General features: G+C 69.9%; 16 protein-coding genes and 1 tRNA gene. 8 read left to right on the forward strand and 9 right to left on the reverse strand.

All coding sequences use genetic code 11. From position 1 onward, the window contains the following. The first annotated feature begins 21 nt into the window (after positions 1-21). The 4 genes from ACFT32_RS39805 to ACFT32_RS39820 are packed head-to-tail and all read left to right on the forward strand — an operon-like array spanning position 22 to position 4,352. Positions 22-951 carry a branched-chain amino acid ABC transporter permease gene (locus tag ACFT32_RS39805; RefSeq protein WP_382498929.1) on the forward strand — a complete coding sequence of 310 codons (930 nt, stop codon included), beginning with the start codon at positions 22-24 and terminating at the stop codon, positions 949-951. A 4-nt stretch (positions 952-955) separates the two neighbouring features. After that, positions 956-2,767, forward strand: coding sequence for a branched-chain amino acid ABC transporter permease (locus tag ACFT32_RS39810; protein WP_382498931.1), 1,812 nt, complete (start codon positions 956-958; stop codon positions 2,765-2,767). Between the two features lie 5 nt (positions 2,768-2,772). Then, positions 2,773-3,639: an ABC transporter ATP-binding protein gene (locus ACFT32_RS39815; RefSeq protein WP_382498932.1), complete on the forward strand. Its 867-nt coding sequence runs from the start codon at positions 2,773-2,775 to the stop codon at positions 3,637-3,639. Next, positions 3,636-4,352, forward strand: coding sequence for an ABC transporter ATP-binding protein (locus tag ACFT32_RS39820; RefSeq protein ID WP_382498935.1), 717 nt, complete (start codon positions 3,636-3,638; stop codon positions 4,350-4,352). Before ACFT32_RS39815 ends, ACFT32_RS39820 begins: the two co-directional genes overlap by 4 nt. Positions 4,353-4,418: 66 nt before the next feature. On the opposite strand, the gene ACFT32_RS39825 is transcribed toward ACFT32_RS39820, so the two are convergent. Continuing rightward, positions 4,419-5,075 carry an ANTAR domain-containing response regulator gene (locus tag ACFT32_RS39825; RefSeq protein WP_382498937.1) on the reverse strand — a complete coding sequence of 219 codons (657 nt, stop codon included), beginning with the start codon at positions 5,073-5,075 and terminating at the stop codon, positions 4,419-4,421. A gap of 103 nt (positions 5,076-5,178) precedes the next feature. On the opposite strand from ACFT32_RS39825, the gene ACFT32_RS39830 reads away from it, so the two are divergent. Beyond that, positions 5,179-5,253 (forward strand) — tRNA-Leu (locus ACFT32_RS39830). 106 nt (positions 5,254-5,359) lie between these two features. Beyond that, positions 5,360-6,106 carry a transcriptional regulator gene (locus ACFT32_RS39835; protein ID WP_382498940.1) on the forward strand — a complete coding sequence of 249 codons (747 nt, stop codon included), beginning with the start codon at positions 5,360-5,362 and terminating at the stop codon, positions 6,104-6,106. Positions 6,107-6,109: 3 nt separating this feature from the next. Here ACFT32_RS39835 and pyk read toward each other — a convergent pair whose 3' ends face one another. Together pyk and ACFT32_RS39845 are read right to left on the reverse strand one after the other, a co-directional pair. Beyond that, positions 6,110-7,531 carry a pyruvate kinase gene (pyk, locus tag ACFT32_RS39840; RefSeq protein WP_382498941.1) on the reverse strand — a complete coding sequence of 474 codons (1,422 nt, stop codon included), beginning with the start codon at positions 7,529-7,531 and terminating at the stop codon, positions 6,110-6,112. Positions 7,532-7,699: 168 nt separating this feature from the next. Further along, the gene (locus ACFT32_RS39845; RefSeq protein ID WP_382498942.1) at positions 7,700-8,416 is read right to left on the reverse strand and encodes an SIMPL domain-containing protein; all 717 of its coding nucleotides are present in this window, start codon (positions 8,414-8,416) and stop codon (positions 7,700-7,702) included. A 163-nt stretch (positions 8,417-8,579) separates the two neighbouring features. On the opposite strand from ACFT32_RS39845, the gene ACFT32_RS39850 reads away from it, so the two are divergent. Then, positions 8,580-10,388: a bifunctional metallophosphatase/5'-nucleotidase gene (locus tag ACFT32_RS39850; protein WP_382498944.1), complete on the forward strand. Its 1,809-nt coding sequence runs from the start codon at positions 8,580-8,582 to the stop codon at positions 10,386-10,388. Between the two features lie 15 nt (positions 10,389-10,403). Here ACFT32_RS39850 and ACFT32_RS39855 read toward each other — a convergent pair whose 3' ends face one another. From ACFT32_RS39855 to ACFT32_RS39880, 6 genes are all read right to left on the reverse strand, one after another. Then, positions 10,404-11,843 (reverse strand): lysine N(6)-hydroxylase/L-ornithine N(5)-oxygenase family protein, encoded by a 1,440-nt coding sequence (locus ACFT32_RS39855; protein WP_382498947.1) that lies wholly within the window; start codon positions 11,841-11,843, stop codon positions 10,404-10,406. Beyond that, on the reverse strand, positions 11,840-13,300 hold the full coding sequence (locus tag ACFT32_RS39860) for a pyridoxal phosphate-dependent decarboxylase family protein (RefSeq protein ID WP_382498949.1): 1,461 nt from the start codon (positions 13,298-13,300) through the stop codon (positions 11,840-11,842). Before ACFT32_RS39860 ends, ACFT32_RS39855 begins: the two co-directional genes overlap by 4 nt. Positions 13,301-13,451: 151 nt before the next feature. Next, entirely contained in the window at positions 13,452-15,944 is a 2,493-nt protein-coding gene (pepN, locus tag ACFT32_RS39865; RefSeq protein ID WP_382498950.1) for an aminopeptidase N, read from the reverse strand. Positions 15,945-16,011: 67 nt separating this feature from the next. Then, positions 16,012-16,563 carry a two-component system response regulator gene (locus tag ACFT32_RS39870; RefSeq protein WP_382498952.1) on the reverse strand — a complete coding sequence of 184 codons (552 nt, stop codon included), beginning with the start codon at positions 16,561-16,563 and terminating at the stop codon, positions 16,012-16,014. 141 nt (positions 16,564-16,704) lie between these two features. Further along, a complete protein-coding gene (locus tag ACFT32_RS39875; protein ID WP_382498955.1) occupies positions 16,705-17,055 on the reverse strand; it encodes a chorismate mutase in 351 nt (116 codons plus the stop codon). A 45-nt stretch (positions 17,056-17,100) separates the two neighbouring features. Then, positions 17,101-17,553: a GNAT family N-acetyltransferase gene (locus tag ACFT32_RS39880; RefSeq protein WP_382498957.1), complete on the reverse strand. Its 453-nt coding sequence runs from the start codon at positions 17,551-17,553 to the stop codon at positions 17,101-17,103. Between the two features lie 122 nt (positions 17,554-17,675). Between ACFT32_RS39880 and ACFT32_RS39885 the strand changes: the two genes are divergently transcribed. Next, positions 17,676-18,566: a hypothetical protein gene (locus ACFT32_RS39885; RefSeq protein ID WP_382498959.1), complete on the forward strand. Its 891-nt coding sequence runs from the start codon at positions 17,676-17,678 to the stop codon at positions 18,564-18,566. The last annotated feature ends 129 nt before the right edge of the window (positions 18,567-18,695 follow it).

The following is an 18,695-nucleotide window of genomic DNA, read 5'->3' on the forward strand; positions in this document are numbered from 1 at the left end:
CAGCGACATGGAGGCCATGCGGTGAACACCCTGCCGCAGCAGCTGGCCAACGGGCTGCTTCTCGGCTCGATGTACGGGCTTATCGCCATCGGCTACACGATGGTGTACGGCATCGTCCAGCTCATCAACTTCGCGCACGGCGAGATCTTCATGACCGGGGCGTTCGGCGCCCTCACGGTCTACTTCTACATCCTGCCCGACGGCACCTCGATGGCCCTCGCCGTACCGCTCATGCTCCTCGGCGGCGCCCTCGTGGCCATCCTCATAGCCGTCGGAGCGGAACGGTTCGCCTACCGGCCACTGCGCGGAGCACCACGCCTGGCACCGCTCATCACCGCCATCGGCCTCTCCCTGGCCCTCCAGGAAGTCGTCCGCAACTTCTACCCCGGCGCCGACCGCGCCCGTGCCTTCCCCGGGCTCGACGCCACCCACGACATCGGCTCCATCACCATCAAGGACGCCGACATCTTCCTCATCCTGGCCGCCGTCGTCTGCATGGCCGCCCTCGCGATCTTCGTGCGCCGCAGCCGTACCGGCCGCGCCATGCAGGCCACCGCGCAGGACCCCGACACCGCGCAGCTCATGGGCATCGACACCAACCGCATCATCGTCATCGCCTTCGCCATCGGCGGTTTCTTCGCCGCCGTCGCGGCCGTCGCCTACGGACTCAAGTACGGCAACGTCGACTACCGCATGGGCTTCCTGATGGGCCTGAAGGCCTTCACCGCGGCCGTCCTCGGCGGTATCGGCAACATCTACGGCGCCATGCTCGGCGGCGTCGTCCTCGGCATCGCCGAGACCCTCGCCTCGGCCTACATCGACGAGATCCCCGGCATGCAGCAGCTCGGCGGTCAGAGCTGGGCCAACGTCTGGGCCTTCTGCCTCCTCATCCTCGTGCTCCTCTTCAGGCCACAAGGCCTGCTCGGCGAGCGCGTCGCGGACAGGGCGTGACGACATGACCGAGACGACCAAGACCCCCGCCCCGGACGCCGTCCCCGCCCCGCCCGTGCTGCGCGGCCTCGTCCCGCTGCCCGCCGCGGCCGCCCGCGCCCTGCTCCTCGCCGGCGGCATCGCCACCGCGGCCTCCGCGTACCTCGCCTGGACCTGGACCGACGAGTTCCCCGGCGACCTCACCTTCAACGGCTACCCCGGCGGCCTGCAGTGGCTCACCTTCACCGCCGGCGTCCTCACCGCCCTGTTCGCCCTCGCCTCCTACGGCATCCGCGGACTCGGCTGGCTGCTGCCCGCCCGTAACAACGCACCGCTCGTCCTCACCGCCCTCGGCGGCTTCGCCGTCACCTGGTTCACCGTCATCGCCATCAGCGCCAAACTCGGCGGCGTCGTCAACCTCGAACCCGGCGGCTGGATCGCGGCCATCGCCTCCCTCCTGCCCGTCCTCGGCGCCTTCGCCCTCCCCCAGGAGAAGGCCGGCGCCGACGGCACCAAGGCGGCCCTCAAGGCCTACATCGCCAAGCCCGACCGCATCCCCGCCGCCCAGGCCACCGCGCCCTGGGTCCAGCGGGCCGTGATCACGGTCGTCACGATGATCGGCCTCGGTGTCTTCACCTACGGCATCGACACCGAGTACGGCGAACTGTTCATCGGCTACCTTTTCGTGGTCACGTTCGCCATGTGGGCCGTGCACACCGCCGGTCTCATGGACCGGTTCTCGTCGCTGGTGGCGGCCAACCGCAGCTTCACGCTCGCGATGGGCTTCGCAGCGGCGATCGCCTTTCCCTTCACCCAGACCGACGACCACTACGCCAACATCGGCGTCAACATCCTGATCTTCGGGACGGTCGCCCTCGGCCTGAACATCGTCGTCGGCCTCGCCGGCCTCCTCGACCTCGGATACGTCGCCTTCCTCGGCGTCGGCGCCTACACCGCCGCCCTCGTCTCCGGCTCCGAGTTCTCCACGATCTCCGGCGTCCACCTGCCGTTCTGGGCCTCCGCCCTGGCCGGCGCCGCGGCTTCGCTGATCTTCGGTGTTCTCATCGGTGCCCCGACCCTGCGCCTGCGCGGCGACTACCTCGCCATCGTGACGCTGGGCTTCGGTGAGATCTTCCGCATCGCCGTCAACAACATGGACGGCGACTCCGGACCCGACGTCACCAACGGCCCCAACGGCATCCCCTCCATCCCGGACCTGAACCTCTTCGGGTTCAACTTCGGCCAGGCCCACGACATCGGCGGATTCACCCTCGGCCGCTTCGCCAACTACTACCTGCTCATGGTGCTGATCATGGCCATCGTGGTCCTGGTCTACACGCGTGCGGCGGACTCCCGCATCGGCCGCTCCTGGATCGCCATCCGCGAGGACGAGACCGCCGCCACCGCCATGGGCATCAACGGCTTCCGCGTCAAGCTCGTCGCCTTCGCCCTCGGCGCCGCCCTGGCCGGCCTCGCCGGAACCGTCAGCGCCCACGTCACCTACAGCGTGGTTCCCACCCCGTACCAGTTCGCCGGCTCCACCCCGCCCAACTCCGCGTTCCTCCTGGCCGCGGTCGTCCTCGGCGGCATGGGCACCGTCGCCGGCCCCCTCCTCGGCGCGGCCCTGCTCTACCTGCTGCCCGAGAAGCTGGTGTTCCTCCAGGACAAGTCGCTCCTCGCCTTCGGTGTCGCGCTCATCCTGCTGATGCGCTTCCGCCCCGAAGGCATCATCGCCAACCGCCGGCGCCAGCTCGAATTCCACGAGACCGGCCAACTCGACGTACCGAAACAGACCACGCTGACCGACGAACCGGCCGTCACCAAGGCGGGGGCGTAAGAATCATGACCACACCTGTACTCGAAGCACGCGACGTCACGATGCGCTTCGGCGGCCTCACCGCCGTCCGCTCCGTCGACTTCACGGTCAACGCCGGCGAGATCGTCGGACTCATCGGCCCCAACGGCGCCGGCAAGACCACCTTCTTCAACTGCCTGACCGGCCTCTACGTCCCCACCGAAGGCACCGTCTCCTACAAGGGCACGGTCCTGCCGCCCAAGCCCCACCTGGTCACCCAGGCCGGCATCGCCCGCACCTTCCAGAACATCCGCCTGTTCTCCAACATGACGGTCCTGGAAAACGTCCTCGTCGGCCGCCACACGCGGACCAAGGAAGGACTCTGGTCCGCCCTGCTGCGCGGCCCCGGCTTCAAGAAGGCCGAACGCGCCAGCGAGGAACGAGCCATGGAACTCCTCGAGTTCATCGGCCTCGCCCACAAGCGCGACCACCTGGCGCGGAACCTCCCCTACGGCGAGCAGCGCAAGCTGGAGATCGCCCGCGCTCTCGCCTCGGAACCCGGCCTGCTGCTGCTCGACGAGCCGACCGCCGGAATGAACCCCCAGGAGACCCGGGCGACCGAGGAACTGGTCTTCGCCATCCGCGACAAGGGCATCGCCGTCCTCCTCATCGAGCACGACATGCGCTTCGTCTTCAACCTCAGCGACCGCGTCGCCGTCCTCGTCCAGGGCGAAAAGCTCGTCGAGGGCACCTCCGAGGTCGTCCAGGCCGACGAACGCGTCATCGCCGCCTACTTGGGCGAACCCTTCGAAGGCGACCCCGGTGAGGCCGAAGTCGCGGAGGTCGAGGCCGCCGAAGCCGCCGCGGAGGCGGCGCCCAGCACCACCAGCAGCACCAAGGGAGAAGCCAAGTGACCGCACTCCTCGAGGTCGAGGACCTCCGGGTCTCCTACGGCAAGATCGAAGCCGTCAAAGGCATCTCCTTCAGCGTCGAAGCCGGCCAGGTCGTCACCCTCATCGGCACCAACGGCGCCGGCAAGACGACCACCCTGCGCACGCTGTCGGGCCTGCTGCGGCCGACGTCCGGGAAGGTCCTCTTCGACGGCAAGCCGTTGAGCGGCGTCCCCGCCCACAAGATCGTCGCCCTCGGCCTCGCCCACTCCCCCGAAGGCCGGCACATCTTCCCCCGCCTCACCATCGCGGAGAACCTCCAGCTCGGAGCGTTCCTCCGCAAGGACAAGGAAGGGATCGAGAAGGACATCCAGCGCGCCTACGATCTCTTCCCCATCCTGGGCGAACGCCGCAAGCAGGCGGCGGGAACCCTGTCGGGCGGTGAGCAGCAGATGCTCGCCATGGGCCGCGCCCTGATGTCCCAGCCGAAGCTGCTCATGCTCGACGAGCCCTCCATGGGCCTCTCCCCGATCATGATGCAGAAGATCATGGCGACGATCATGGAGCTCAAGTCCCAGGGCACGACGATCCTTCTCGTGGAGCAGAACGCCCAGGCGGCGCTCTCCCTGGCCGACCACGGCCATGTCATGGAGGTCGGCAACATCGTCCTCTCCGGCACGGGGCAGGATCTGCTGCACGACGAGTCCGTCCGCAAGGCGTACCTCGGCGAGGACTGACGAGCTGGTCACGCGACGAGGCCCGCCCCCGGATGGGGTGCGGGCCTCGTGTGGTGTGCGGGGTGATCAGCCCTTGTTGGCCTTCTTCTCGTCGGCGTCCTGGATGACCGCCTCCGCGACCTGCTGCATCGACAGCCGCCGGTCCATCGAGGTCTTCTGGATCCACCGGAACGCGGCCGGCTCCGACAGCCCGTACTCCGTCTGCAGGATCGACTTCGCCCGGTCCACCAGCTTGCGCGTCTCCAGCCGCAGCGTGAGGTCCGCGACCTCCTTCTCCAGCTCCTTCAGCTCCGTGAAGCGCGACACGGCCATCTCGATCGCCGGCACGACGTCGGTCTTGCTGAACGGCTTCACCAGGTAGGCCATCGCACCGGCGTCCCGGGCCCGCTCCACGAGGTCGCGCTGCGAGAACGCGGTCAGCATCAGCACCGGCGCGATGCTCTCCTCGGCGATCTTCTCGGCGGCGGAGATACCGTCCATCTTCGGCATCTTCACGTCCAGGATCACCAGGTCCGGCCGGTGCTCACGAGCCAGCTCCACGGCCTGCTCACCGTCCCCGGCCTCGCCGACGACGGTGTACCCCTCCTCCTCCAGCATCTCCTTGAGATCGAGCCGGATCAGGGCCTCGTCCTCGGCGATGACGACACGGGTCGTCAGCGGAGGCACGTGCGACTTGTCGTCATCGGGCACGTCAACAGGCTGGGGCGACTCGGGGGCGCTCACGTGGGCTCCTTGGTACGGGGCAGGCCGGTACTGCTCCCAAGAGCGTACCTAGCTGCGGTATGGTGGTCAGGCAGTGGGTCGAGGTCATCCTTCGATTCCCCGGGCCCCGGTAGCCCAATTGGCAGCAGGCAATGGATTCAAAACCCATACAGTGTCGGTTCGAGTCCGACCCGGGGCACTTTTCCTTCTTTTCCAAGGTCACCATTTGCAAGCGGATGTCCACGTTCTCGTGAACATCCGCTTTTTGCTGCGTGTCGCTGTGACCGCACTCCCACAGTGGCCTTATGTACGACCTCAGTACACGCAAGCGAGCACTCGCGCTGGTGGCCCAGGGACGCAGTCTGAACTCGGTGAGCCGCGAAACGGGCATCTCACGGGCCGCGATCCGTTCCTGGCAGGACCGCGTCGAGCCACTCCCCCGACTGGCGCCTCCCGACGCCGGGCCCCCTGCTGACGAGTGCGCGTACGCCTACTTACTGGGCCTCTATCTCGGCGATGGCTGCATCAGCGGCCACCCTCGCGGCACCGGCTACTACCTGAGAGTCGCCTGCGCGAACTCATGGCCCGGCCTGATCGACGCCTGCGAGATGGCCATGCGTTCCATCAATCCAACCGGGTGTGCCTCCCGCGTTCAGGCTCAGGGGTACGTCTCGGTGGTCAGCTACAGCAGACACTGGCCGCACCTCTTCCCGCAGCACGGCCCCGGCAAGAAACACGAACGCCGCATCGCTCTCGAACCGTGGCAACAAACAATCGTCGACGCCCACCCCTGGGAGTTCATCCGCGGTCTCATCCACTCCGACGGCTGCCGGATCACCAACTGGACAACCCGGAGCGTGGCCGGTGATCGGAAGCGCTACGAGTATCCGCGGTACTTCTTCACCAACCGCTCGGCCGACATCATCCGTCTTCTCACCGAGGCCCTGGACCAGGTGGGCGTCGATTGGAAGCAGGCCAACGCACGCAACATCTCCGTCGCCCGCAAAGCCTCCGTAGCCCTCATGGACGCCCACGTCGGGGCCAAGTACTGAGGGTTACTCGGCGATGTGGTGGACGCGGACCAGGTTTGTCGAGCCGGAGACGCCGGGAGGGGAGCCTGCTGTGATGACGACCGTGTCGCCTTTTCGGCAGCGGCCGTATTTCAGGAGCAGTTCGTCGACCTGGTCGACCATCGCGTCCGTGGAGTCCACGCAGGGGCCGAGGAACGTCTCCACTCCCCACGTGAGGCTGAGCTGGGAGCGGGTGGCCTGGTCGGGGGTGAAGGCGAGGAGGGGGATCGGGGAGCGGTAGCGGGAGAGGCGGCGGGCCGTGTCGCCGGACTGGGTGAAGGCAACCAGGAACTTCGCGCCGAGGAAGTCGCCCATCTCCGCCGCCGCTCGGGCCACCGCTCCGCCCTGCGTGCGGGGCTTGTTGCGTTCGGTGAGGGGCGGGAGGCCCTTCGCCAGGATGTCCTCCTCCGCCGCTTCGACGATGCGGGCCATCGTGCGGACCGTTTCGACGGGGTGTTTGCCGACGCTCGTCTCGCCGGACAGCATCACCGCGTCGGTGCCGTCGATGACGGCGTTGGCGACGTCCGAGGCCTCCGCACGCGTCGGTCGGGCGTTGTCGATCATTGAGTCGAGCATCTGGGTGGCGACGATGACGGGTTTCGCATTGCGCTTCGCCAGTTTGATCGCGCGCTTCTGGACGATCGGGACTTGTTCCAGTGGCATTTCGACGCCGAGGTCGCCGCGCGCGACCATGATTCCGTCGAACGCCGCGACGATTTCTTCGATGTTCTCGACGGCCTGCGGTTTTTCGACCTTGGCGATGACGGGGAGGCGGCGGCCTTCCTCGTCCATGATGCGGTGGACGTCCTGGATGTCGCGGCCGCTGCGGACGAAGGAGAGGGCGATGACGTCGGCGCCGGTGCGCAGGGCCCAGCGGAGGTCGTCCTCGTCCTTTTTGGAGAGGGCCGGGACGGAGACGGCGACGCCGGGGAGGTTGAGGCCCTTGTGGTCGGAGATGACGCCGCCCTCGACGACCGTGGTGTGGACGCGGGGGCCGTCGACCTCGGTGACTTCCAGGCAGACCTTGCCGTCGTCGACGAGGACGCGTTCGCCGGGGGTGACGTCGGCGGCGAGGCCGGCGTAGGTGGTGCCGCAGGTGGTGCGGTCGCCTTCGACGCCTTCTTCGACGGTGATGGTGAAGGTGTCGCCGCGTTCAAGGAGTACGGGGCCTTCGGTGAAGCGGCCGAGCCGGATTTTCGGGCCTTGAAGGTCGGCGAGGACGCCGACGCTGCGGCCGGTCTCGTCGGCGGCCTTCCGTACCCGGTGGTAGCGCTCCTCGTGCTCGGCGTGGCCGCCGTGGCTGAGGTTGAATCGGGCGACGTCCATTCCGGCGTCGACCAGGCTTTTGATCTGGTCGTACGAGTCGGTGGCGGGCCCCAGTGTGCAGACGATCTTCGCTCGGCGCATAAGGGTGAGCCTATGAGTTACCGACCGGTAGAGAATTGGTCGTGGGTGACTGCTCAACACACTTTGCATGAAGCGTTATGGACAAGTGTTGAATTGTGCGGCGGGGTGCTCCGATGAGCGTCAGGAATCCCTCGCTCGCGCCTTCGAAATGGCCCCTCAGAAATCCGGTTACAGCCGCGGCGGCACCATCGTGAAGCGGGCGTTGATCTGGGCGTGCACCCGCTGGCGTTGGGGTTCGAGGTCGAGGGGTGCCGCCGCGGTGTCCTCGGCGCCGGCGTAGGCCGCGGAGCGCATGCGGCCGGGGGCCTGGGGGTAGGCCGGCGTGGCGTTCTCCGCGCCGATGTCGGCGAGTTCGACCAGGGCGGAGAGGGTGGTGTCGAGTGCCTCGGCGTACTCGCGGGCACGCTGGACGGCTTCTCGTACGGCCTTCTTCCTGGCCTCGCGGTGGGCGGGTGAGTCGGGGCGCAGGGCCCACCAGGGGCCGTCGACGCGGGTGAGTTCGAGGTCGGCGAGGCGGGTGGTGAGTTCGCCGAGGGCGGTGAAGTCGGTGAGTTCGGCGGTGACGTGGACGCGGCCGTGGTAGGTGCGGATGCGTTCGCCGCGCCCGTGCTTGGTGAGTTCGGGCGTGATGGAGAAGGCGCCGGTCTCCAGGCGTTCGACGGCGTCGCCGTAGGACTTGACCAGGTCGAGGACGCCGGTGTTGCGGCGGGTGAGGTCGTCGAGGGCGGAGCGGCGGTCGCGGCCCCGGGCGGCGACGGTGATGCCGATGCGGGCGATCTCCGGGTCGACTTCGAGGCGGGCCTCGCCGCGGACGGCGATGCGGGGAGCGTCGGGTGTTCCGTAGGGGACGGCGGGCTGGGAAGCGTCTCCGGTGGGCACGGTCATACGCCCCACTCTGTCATGTCTTGGCTGGCCGGAGGCGTGGAGTGGGTGTGCTGAGTCATCTAATCGCAACCTGCCGGGACTGTTGCGGCTGGTCATGACCGGGTCAGAATCTACGCGCGTTATCTACGCGCGTCGTTCACAGATTCCGCTAGGGGAGCCAGACATGCCGTTGAACCGCCGGAAGTTCCTGGGGAAGTCCGCCGTGACCGGGGCGGGGGTGGCGCTGGCCGGTGCGGTCTCGGCGCCGGGTGCTCAGGCGGCCGAGGGGCGGGGTGAGACGAAGCGGGGCGTGAAGCGTTACGCGTTCACCGTGATGGGGACGACGGACCTGCACGGCAACGTCTTCAACTGGGACTACTTCACGGACAAGGAGTTCGACGACAAGGACCACAACGACATCGGTCTGGCGAAGGTCTCCACCCTGGTGAACCGGATCCGCGAGGAGAAGGGCCGCCGCAACACGCTGCTCATCGACGCGGGCGACACGATCCAGGGCACGCAGCTGTCGTACTACTACGCCAAGGTCGACCCGATCACCGCCGAGGGCGGCCCGGTGCACCCGATGGCGCAGGCCATGAACGCCATGGACTACGACGCGGCGGCGCTCGGCAACCACGAGTTCAACTACGGCATTCCGGTGCTGCGGAAGTTCGAGCAGCAGTGCCGTTTCCCGCTGCTGGGCGCGAACGCGCTCGACGCCAAGACGCTGCGGCCGGCCTTCGCGCCGTACAGCATGCACCGGCTGCGCACGCCGTTCGGGCGGGATGTGAAGGTGGCGGTGCTGGGTCTGACCAACCCGGGGATCGCGATCTGGGACAAGGCGAACGTGCAGGGCAAGATGACGTTCCCGGGTCTGGAGGAGCAGGCGGCGAAGTGGGTGCCGAAGCTGCGCTCGATGGGCGCGGACGTCGTCATCGTGTCGGCGCACAGCGGTTCGTCGGGGACGTCGTCCTACGGTGACCAGTTGCCGTACATCGAGAACGCGGCGGGTCTGGTGGCCGAGCAGGTGCCGGGGATCGACGCGATCCTGGTCGGGCACGCGCACACGGAGATCGCCGAGTACTTCGTCACCAACAAGAAGACCGGCAAGCAGGTCGTGCTGTCCGAGCCGCTGAAGTGGGGGCAGCGGCTGACGCTGTTCGACTTCGAGCTGGTCTGGGCGAAGGGCTGCTGGAAGGTCGAGAAGGTGGGCGCGAAGGTCCTGAACTCCAACACGGTGGAGGAGGACCGGAAGATCGTGCGGCTGCTGTCGGACGAGCACGAGAAGGTCGTGGCGTACGTCAATCAGGTCATCGGCACGAACGCGGCGGAGATGACGTCGGCGGAGGCGCCGTACAAGGACGTGCCGATCATCGACCTGATCAACCACATCCAGGCGGACACGGTGAAGCAGGCGCTGGCGGGCACGGAGCACGCCTCGCTGCCGGTGCTGTCGCAGGCGGCGTGCTTCTCGCGCAGTGCACGCATCCCGGCGGGCGAGGTGACGATCCGGGATGTGGCGGGTCTGTACGTCTTCGAGAACACGCTGGAGGCGCGTCTGATGACGGGTGCGCAGATGAAGGCGTATCTGGAGTTCTCGGCGAACTACTTCGCACAGACGGCGCCGGACGCGGCGGTGGATCCGGCGAAGCTGACGAACGCGAACGGCACGCCGGACTACAACTACGACGTGGTGAGCGGGCTGGCCTATGAGATCGACATCGCCAAGCCGGCCGGTTCGCGGGTGACGAATGTGCGGTTCGAGGGGCAGCCGCTCGCGGACGACGCGAAGTTCGTGTTCGCGGTGAACAACTACCGGGCCAACGGCGGCGGGAACTTCCCGCATGTCGCCGCCTCGCAGCTGCTGTGGTCGAACTCGGACGAGATCCGCAACACCATGATCGCCTGGGTGAAGGCGAAGGGGGCCGTCGACCCGGCCGAGTTCGCGGCGGTGGACTGGAAGCTCACGCGGAACGGCACGCCGGTCTTCTGAGCGCCTTGAGCTTCATCACCTTCGGTCCACGAGCGGGGTCAGCTCCGGTGCCTCACGGGCCGGCGGGACCTGCTGTCGCTGGGTGAGGCCGAAGGTGGTGAAGGCGGTGCGGCGCGGCAGGGCGTACGCCTCCCTGCCTGTCAGGGAGTTGAGGATGATCGCGCTGCGCCAGGCGGCGAGGCCGAGGTCCGGGGCGCCGACGCCGTGGGTGTGGGTCTCGGCGTTCTGGACGTACGCCGTGCCGGTGACGGACGGGTCGAGGACGAGGCGGTACTCCTCGTCGATGCGCGGGCGCTCCCGGCTGTCCCGGCGCAGATAGGGGTCGAGGCCGGCGAGGACGCGGTCGAGGGGGCGTTCGCGGTAGCCGGTGGCGAGGACGACGGCGTCGGTGGTGATCCGGGAGCGGCTGTCCTGCCGGCCGTGCTCCAGGTGCAGTTCCACCTTGGTCGTCGCGACGCGGCCCGCGGTGCGGACGTGGACGCCGGGGGTGAGGACGGCGTCGGGCCAGCCGCCGTGCAGGGTGCGGCGGTAGAGCTCGTCGTGGATGGCGGCGACGGTGGCGGTGTCGATGCCCTTGTGCAGCTGCCACTGGCCGGTGACGAGGCGGTCGCGGGCGGATTCGGGCAGGGCGTGGAAGTAGCGGGTGTGGTCGGGGGTGAAGTGCTCCAGGCCGAGCTTGGAGTACTCCATGGGCGCGAAGGCTTCCGTGCGGCCCAGCCAGTGGAGTTTCTCCCGGCCGGCCGGCCTGTTCCGCAGCAGGTCGAGGAAGATCTCGGCGCCGGACTGTCCGATGCCCACGACCGTGACGTGCTCAGCGGTGAGGAGGGCGGTGCGGTGGTCGAGGTAGTCGGCGGCGTGCACGACCGGGACGCCGGGTGCCTGGGCGAGGGGCTTGAGGGGTTCGGGGACGTACGGTTCGGTGCCGATGCCGAGGACGACGTTGCGGGCGTAGGTACGGCCGAGGGCCTCGGCTTCTCCGTCGGCGTCGAGCTGGGTGAAGTCGACCTCGAAGACGTCGCGTTCGGGGTTCCAGCGGACGGCGTCGACCTGGTGGCCGAAGTGGAGGTCCGGGAGGCTCTCGGCGACCCAGCGGCAGTAGGCGTCGTACTCGGCGCGCTGGATGTGGAAGCGCTCGGCGAAGTAGAAGGGGAAGAGCCGCTCACGGGACCTGAGGTAGTTGAGGAAGGTCCAGGGGCTGGTGGGGTCGGCGAGGCTCACCAGGTCGGCGAGGAAGGGGACCTGGATGGTCGCGCCCTCGATGAGCAGGCCGGAGTGCCAGGCGAAGGCGGGGCGCTGGTCGTAGAAGACGGTGTCGAGTTCGCCGAGCGGGTGGGCGAGGGCGGCGAGGGAGAGGTTGGCGGGGCCGATGCCGATGCCGACGAGGTCGCGGGGTGCGTCGGGCTCGTGGGGCGGGTGGGGCGTCGGGGCGGGGTCGGGGGTGGGCGCGGGGTTCATCGGGGGGTGTGTCCTTCCACGAGGGTGGCTCGGCGCGCTGCCACGAGGTGCAGCAGTGCGGCCAGGTCGTCGGGCCCGGTGGCGGGGTTGAGGAGGGTGGCCTTGAGCCAGAGCCGGCCGTCGAGACGGGTCCGGCCGAGGACGGCACGGCCGTCGGTGAGGAGTGCGCGGCGTACGGCGGCCACATCGGCGTCGGTGGCGCCCGCGGGCCGGAACAGCACGGTGCTGATGACGGGCGGGGCGTGGAGTGTGAAGCCGGGGTGGTCGTGTACGAGGGCGGCGAACTCCCGGGCCCGGGCGCAGACCTGGTCGACGAGTGTGCCGAGGCCGCCGCGGCCGAGGGTCTTGAGGGTGACGGCGAGTTTGAGGACGTCGGGGCGGCGGGTGGTGCGCAGGGACCGGCCGAGCAGGTCGGGCAGGCCGGCCTCGGTGTCGTCGGCGGCGTTGAGGTAGTCGGCGCGTTGCCGCAGGGCGGTGAGGTCGCGGGGGTCCTTGACGGCGAGGAGGCCTGCGGCGATCGGCTGCCAGCCGAGTTTGTGCAGGTCGAGGGTGACGGTGTCGGCGGCGTCGAGGCCGGTGAGCGCGGCGCGGTGCCGGGTGCTGAACAGGAGGCCTCCGCCGTAGGCGGCGTCGATGTGCAGCCGGGCGCCGTGGGCCGCGCAGTGGGCGGCGATCTCGGGCAGGGGGTCGATGAGACCGGCGCCGGTGGTGCCGGCGGTGGCGGCGACGAGCAGCGGGCCGGGCAGGCGGGTGAGGGTCTCGTCGAGCGCGGCGGGGTCGAGTGCCCCGGCCGGGGCGGGCACCACGACGGGTTCGGGCAGCCCGAGCAGCCAGGCGGCCCGTGCGAGCGAGTGATGGGCGTTGGCCCCGCACACCAGCCGCACGGCCCCGCCGCTCGCCTCCCGGGCGAGGAGCAGGGCGACCTGGTTGGACTCCGTGCCGCCGGTGGTGACGAGGGAGTCGGGGGTTCGGGGCGCCTTCTGCCGGCCGTCGCCGTAGATCTCCCTGGCCAGTGCCCTCGCGACCAGTGTCTCCAGTTCCGATGCCGCCGGGGCCTGGTCCCAGGAGTCGAGGGAGGGGTTGAGGGCGGAGGCGGCCAGGTCGGCGGCCGCGGCGATGGCCAGGGGCGGGCAGTGGAGGTGGGCGGCGCACAGGGGGTGTGACGGGTCGGCGGCGCCTTCGGCGAAGACGTGGACCAGGGTGCGCAGGGCGTGTGGGTCACCCTGGTCGGGGAGGATCTCTCCCGCCGCCTGGCGCACGCGGGCCGCGACCGCCTCGGGTCCGCCGACGGGCAGCGGTCCGCCGCGTGCCAGGGCGCCGGTGTCCAGCGCTTCGAGCACGGTGTCGAGCAACGGCCGCAGGGCGCGTGGGCCTTCGGGACCTGAGGCCAGTGCCGCGGCAGGCAGCGTTTGCCCGGCGAGTGTTGCCTGTCGGGGCACTGGGGGCGGCGTGCTCATGGGCGTCCTCCGGGGAGCGGGGCGACGCGCCCGTGAAGCCCAACGACCGGACCCGGGTGGAGGTACCTCCGTACGGGGGAACGTGTTGGGGTCCTGCCGTCTCAGCTCCTGGAGGGGGCGGGCGCCGAGCCCTCGCCCGGCGCCCTCGGCCCTACGACCGCCGGCCCTGCCGCACCCGCAACGCCCGTGCCAGGTCGTCCAGTTGGTCGACGAGCTTGCGGCGCAGCGCCGGGATCGGCCCGGCGTCGCGCAGGCACTCCTCGCCGAGGCGGAGGTGCTCCGCGTCGACCGCGTGGGCGGGGAAGGCCGAGCGGCCGACGGCCGTGGCGATGGCGGGGCCGCGGCGGTCGGCGACGGCCACCGCGTCGGGGTAGTAGCGCGGCACGTACGCCCGGACCAGATCGGCCTGCTCGGGCTGCCAGAAGCCCGCGGCGGTGGCGGTGAAGAGGTAGTTGGACAGGTCGTCGGAGCCGAACATCGCCTGCCAGGCGCGGGCCTTGGCCTCCGGGTCGGGCAGCGCGGCCCCGCAGCGGGCGGCGCCCTCCTGTCCTGTGGCGCTCGGGTCGCGTTCCAGCTCGGCGGCGATGGCGGCCTCGTCGGTGGCGCCGAGGACGGCGAGCCGGGCGAGGACGCGCCAGCGCAGCTCGGGGTCGAGCTCCGGGCCGCCGGGGACGGTGCCGTCGGCGAGCCAGGCGGCGATGGTGTCGGGGTGGGCCGCGACGTCGATGCGGTGGCGTACGGCGATCAGGCGCAGGCCGGGGTTGTCGCCGTCCTCGGTGCGGCGGATGAGGTCGCGGCACAGGTCGGAGAGGGTGGCGAGCGCGGCGGGCCGCTCCTCGGGCGTGAGGTAGTGGTCGGTGATGTACGTGGACGCGAAGGCGAGTACGCCCTGGACGACGGCGAGGTCCGTCTCCAGCGGGAGGTGCGCCCTGGCGGTCTCCAGGTAGGCGGCGGGGGCGAGTTCGCCGTCGCGGACGGCGTCGCGCAGGGCGTTCCAGACGACCGCTCGGGTGAGCGGTTCGGGCAGGCCGGACAGTTCCTTGCGGATCGTCTCGAAGGACTCGGGGTCGAAGCGGACCTTGGCGTAGGTCAGGTCGCCGTCGTTGAGGAGGAGCAGGGCCGGGCGCTTGCCGATGGGGTGGGCGTCGTTGCGCGGCAGGTCCAGGTGGAGGCGTTCGCGCAGGACGAGGTGCCCGCCGTCGTCGCCGAGGTCCCGGTCGTACAGGCCGACGGCGATGTGGTGCGGGCGGCTGCCGGCCTGGTCGACGGTGAGGGCGCAGGTACCGTTCTCGCCGGGGGCGATCTGGGGGGCGAGGGTGTCGACGCCGGTGGTGCGCAGCCAGGCGTCGGCCCAGGCGTGGACGTCGCGTTCGGTGGCGGCGGCGAGGGAGTCGATGAAGTCGGCGAGGGTGGCGTTGCCGAACTTGTGCCGGGCGAAGTGGGTGTTGATGCCGGCGAGGAAGTCCTTGTCGCCGAGCCAGGCGACCAGCTGCCGCAGCGCGCTCGCGCCCTTGGCGTAGGAGATGCCGTCGAAGTTGAGCAGCGCCGAGGCGGTGTCCTCGACGGCCTCGGGGGCCACGGGGTGGGTGGAGGGGCGCTGGTCGGCGTCGTAGCCCCAGGACTTGCGGGTGACGCCGAAGTCGGTCCAGGTGTCGGTGAAGCGGGTGGCCTCGGTGAGGGTCTGGTAGCCCATGTACTCGGCGAAGGACTCGTTCAGCCAGATGTCGTCCCACCACTTGAGGGTGACGAGGTCGCCGAACCACATGTGGGCCATCTCGTGGGCGATGACCATGGCGCGGGTCTGCCGCTCGGTGTCGGTGACGGCGGAGCGGTAGACGAACTCGTCGCGGAAGGTGACCAGGCCGGGGTTCTCCATGGCGCCCGCGTTGAACTCGGGGACGAAGGCCTGGTCGTAGGAGTCGAAGGGGTAGGGCTCGTCGAACTTCTCGTGGTACCGGTCGTAGCACGCGCGCGTGACGTCGAAGAGTTCGTCGGCGTCGGCGTCCAGGTAGGGGGCGAGGGAGCGGCGGCAGTGCAGGCCGAAGGGCAGGCCGCGGTGCTCGGTGCGCACGGAGTGCCAGGGGCCGGCGGCGACGGCGACGAGGTAGGTGGAGATCAGCGGCGTGGGTGCGGCCTTCCAGACGCCGTCGGTCTGTTCGGTGATGCCGTTGGCAAGGACGGTCCAGCCCTCGGGGGCCTGGACGGACAGTTCGAAGACGGCCTTGAGGTCGGGCTGGTCGAAGGCGGCGAAGACGCGCTGGACGTCCTCCATGAACAGCTGGGTGTAGACGTATGTCTCGCCGTCGGTGGGGTCGGTGAAGCGGTGCATGCCCTCGCCGGTGCGGGAGTAGCGCATGAGCGCGTGCACGCGCAGTTCGTGCTCGCCGGCGGTGAGGTTCCGCAGCGGGAGCCGGTTGCCGTCGAGGGCTTCCGGGTCCAGGGGGTGTCCGTCGAGGGTGACGGAGCGCAGCTCGTCCGGCCTGACCTCGACGAAGCTGTCTCCGTCGGAGCGGGCGCTGAACCTGATCAGGGTGCGGGAGTCGAAGGTCTCGTCGCCGGTGGTCAGGTCGAGTTCGATCGTGTAGCGGTGCACGTCGAGGAGCTCTGCTCGGGTCTGCGCTTCGTCGCGCGTCAGTACGGACATGCGTGACATGCTGCCTGATGGCACTGGCAAGGCACAGAGGCGGATCGGTACGTGCCCAATGTCCGGTCTAGGTGCGGTCTTTTTCGAGCTCCCCGGCGTGCGCCCCGACGGGTCGCTGGGTCGGTACGCGCGCGTCGGGATGCGGCAGGGCGGGGCGCGCGGGGTGCGCGACGGCCTCGGTGTGCTCCCGTACGAGGGCGCGCAGCCGGCGCACTTCCCGCTCCAGGGCGAGGTGCCGCTGCTGGGCGTCGTAGAGGTAGCGGACCTTGGTGCGCAGGGCCCAGGGGTCCACGGGCTTCAGGACGAGGTCGGCGACGCCGAGGCGGAAGGCGGCGGTGGTCAGTTCGTGGTCGGCGCCGAAGCCGGTGAGCAGGATCACGGGGATGTGCTGGGTCTGTTCGACGCGTCGCATGTAGCGCACCACCTCGAGGCCGCTGACGCCGGGCATGCGCACGTCGAGCAGCAGCAGGCCGACCTGGCCGCGGAGCACCTGCTTGAGCGCCTCGTCGCCGCTGGTGGCCCGGCCGAGCAGATAGCCCAGCGGGGCCAGGGCGCTTTCCAGTGCGTAGAGCGTGTCCTCGTGGTCGTCGACGATGAGGATCCTGGTATCCGACGGCATGGCCCGACGCCCCTCCCTCGTGGAGGACCAGAGTAAGTCCGGGACACTGACGCGCAGTGCTCGTCAGCTGACATGCTGTGCACAGCGCAGCATGCCCCGCGCGGGGCGCCGTGTCACTCCCCTGGGAGCGGCGGTCGGGGGTCAGTTGCCGCCGGGCGCGGAGCCGTTGAGGGTCTCGTCGGCGATGCGCTCGTGGTGGCGGATGACCTCGGCGACGATGAAGTTCAGGAACTTCTCGGCGAAGGCAGGGTCCAGTTTGGCGTTCTCGGCGAGCGTGCGCAGCCGGTCGATCTGGCGGGACTCACGGGCCGGGTCGGCGGGCGGCAGCTGGTGCCTGGCCTTGAGGTGGCCGACCTGCTGGGTGCACTTGAAGCGCTCGGCGAGCATGTGGACGACGGCCGCGTCGATGTTGTCGATGCTGTCGCGCAGCCGGGAGAGCTCCTCGCGGACGGCGGCGTCGACGTCACCGGTACCGGTGTTGCTGGTGGTCATGGGGCGTCAGCCTACGGGGAGGAGGCCGGGCCGCCGCACGTCGTCTCACACCTCGGCCGCGCTGAGCCGCTTGTGGAAGTAGACGTCCTCGTGGCCGCCCGGCACGCCCTGGATCCGGGCCCGTTCCCGGTAGCCGAGCCGCGGGTAGAAGCCGGGCGCCTGGAAGCTGTACGTGGAGACGATCATGTCCGTGCAGCCGCGCCGGGCCGCCTCGGCCTCCGCCGCGCGCATCAGCCGGCCGCCCCAGCCGGCGTGCCGCTGGTCCTCCCGCACCCACAGCATGTCCACGGAGCACAGGCTGCCCCAGGTCCAGGCGGTGAGGCCGCCGATCAGCCCGCCGGTCTCGTCCGTGACGCGGACGGAGAGGGGCTCGGTGACGGCGCCGTCGGCGGCGGCGGTGTTGAAGGCGGTCAGCTCCTCGTCGAGCCGCTCTTCGAGGTCGTCGTCCTGGCCGCCCACCCGGAGCTCGGCGGCCACGGTGCGCTGTTCGCTGGTCACGGCCCGGATTCTGCCAGCGGGGTCCGGGCGGGACGACCGGTTTTCGCGGCGGCGGCGCGGCCCCGTGGCCGTCACACTTTCGTACAGTGGAACCGGGTTCAGGGGCGTCTTGGGGGTGAGGCGTGGCGAACGACGGGCCGGTCGAGCACGGCTACCCGCATCTGGAGACGGTGCGGGCCGCCATCACGGCGTTGTACAAGCGCCTGTCGTACGACACGATCCAGACGTTCGAGTCCAGCGTGGTCCCGGCCGATGTGGCGTTCTGCGACACGGACGACCTGTATCTGGGGGCGCAGCGGGTGGCGCACGAGCTGGTGCGGCACTACCGGCTTCCGGACGCCCGGCTGATCGTGAGCTTCCGGGAGATGCGGCACGCGGCGAACGTCGAGCTCGCGGCCGGGCCGGAGTACTTCGTGGAGCTGAACGACCGGTTCCGTACGCATCGGCGGGACATCGGGGCGGCGCTCGCCCATGAGGTGATGCATGTGTATCTGCACCGCCTCGACCTGTCCTTCCCGGGCGTCCGGGACAACGAGATCCTGACGGACACGGCGACGACGTATCTGGGCGCGGGCTGGCTGCTGCTGGACGCTTTCCGGGAGGACGGGGCGTCGTCGCAGAAGCTGGGCTATCTGACGCCGGAGGAGTTCGGGTATGTGCTGGCCAAGCGGGCGCTGGTCTTCGGGGAGGACCCGTCGGTGTGGTTCACCAGCGCTCAGGCGTACACGGCGTATGTGAAGGGGATGGAGCTGGCCCGGCGTGATGAGCAGCAGCCGCCGCTGACTGCGGCGGGGTGGGCGGGGCGGCGGCGGTACGCCCGGGACCGGCGGCATGCCCCGGCGGGGGCGCCGCCGCAGCCGGGTGTGCGGTACCAGTTCTCTCCCGATGGGGGTGGGCGGTTGCGGGTGTCGTTTCCGTGCCCTACCTGTCATCAGCGGATTCGGGTGCCGGTGCGGGGGCGGGTCCGGGCGCGGTGTGCGTTGTGCCGGAGTGTGCTGGAGTGCGACACGTAGGTCTTGCGCGGGTGGTGCGTGGGTGTGCGGGTGTGCGGGTGTGTGCTGGGGGCTCCGCCCCCAGACCCCCGGCCTGTGCCCACCCGCCGCCCGAATCGGTTGGACGAGAGGAACTCTCGCCAGGACCGA

The organism is Streptomyces sp. NPDC057002, assembly GCF_042673825.1.
GTDB lineage: Bacteria > Actinomycetota > Actinomycetes > Streptomycetales > Streptomycetaceae > Streptomyces.